The organism is Xanthomonas sp. SHU 166 (genome assembly GCF_000364685.1).
Classification (GTDB): Bacteria; Pseudomonadota; Gammaproteobacteria; order Xanthomonadales; family Xanthomonadaceae; genus Xanthomonas_A; species Xanthomonas_A sontii.
The window spans coordinates 1-1,073 of sequence record NZ_AQOJ01000633.1 but is presented as its reverse complement, the minus strand read 5'-3'; the positions used below and the strand labels follow the sequence as shown (position 1 = coordinate 1,073).

General features: G+C 73.5%; 1 protein-coding gene and 1 pseudogene. Both read right to left on the bottom strand.

Annotation, left to right across the window (positions count from 1 at the left end; translation table 11 throughout):
- A partial coding sequence (locus D180_RS15400; protein ID WP_043091071.1) for an efflux RND transporter permease subunit occupies positions 1 to 917 on the bottom strand: 917 nt, incomplete at its 3' end.
- Between the two features lie 10 nt (positions 918 to 927).
- Positions 928 to 1,073, bottom strand: a pseudogene (locus tag D180_RS24810) (efflux RND transporter periplasmic adaptor subunit); the annotation flags it as partial.

Below are 1,073 nucleotides of genomic sequence, written 5' to 3'. Positions count from 1 at the left end.
CTGGCCGCGCCCAGGCGCGGGGCGCGACCGGAGGCGACCTCGGCCACGTCGGCCACGCGCACCACCATGCCGTTGCGGATGACCACCGGCGCCTGCGCGAGATCGTCGGCGCTCAGCGCCAGGCCGTCTGCGCGCACCACCAGGCCTTCGCCGGCACGCTGCACGAAGCCGGCGCCGGCCTGCACGTTGGCGCGCTGCAGGGCGGTGACCAGGTCGGCCAGGCCCAGGCCGTGCGCGGCCAGCCGCGCCGTGTCCGGATGCACCCCGTATTCCTTGACGTAGCCGCCGACCGTGTCGACGCCGGCCAGGCCGGGGCTGGAACGCATCTGCGGCGCGATGATCCAGTCCTGCACGGTGCGCAGATAGGTGGCGCGCTCCTGCGGCGTGCGCAGCAGTTCGCCGTCCGGCGTGCGGTAGACCGCGCCGGCCTGCCAGCCCGCCGCGCCCGGTCGTGCCAGCCGGGACGGGTCGAACGCGGTGAAGTCCACCGTCCACATCAGCACCTCGCCCAGGCCGGTGGTCACCGGCGACAGCCGCGGCGTCACGCCGTCGGGCAACGCCTCGGCCGCCTCGCGCATGCGCTCGGCCACCTGCTGGCGCGCGAAGTAGACGTCGGTCGCATCGGTGAAGATCGCGGTGACCTGCGAAAAGCCGTTGCGCGACAGCGAGCGGGTCGCGGTCAGGCCGGGAATGCCGGCCAGCGCGGTTTCCAGCGGGTAGGTCACCTGCCGCTCGATCTGCTCCGGGGTCAGGGCCGGCGCCACCGTGTTGAGCTGCACCTGGCGGTTGGTGATGTCCGGTACCGCGTCGATCGGCAGCGTGCCCAACTGGAACAGGCCCACGGCGGCGAGCAGCGCGGCCAGCGCCACCACCAGCCAGCGGTGGCGCACGGCGGTGTCGATGATCAGCTTGAACATGGTCGCCTCCTCAGTGGCCGTGGTCGGCGTCGCCCTTGGCCAGTTCGGCCTTGAGCAGGAAGGCGTTGGCGCCGACGATGCGTTCGTCGCCGCGCAGTCCGCCGAGGATCTCGATGCGGTCGCCGGCGCGCCGCCCGACCAGCACCGGCTGCGCCT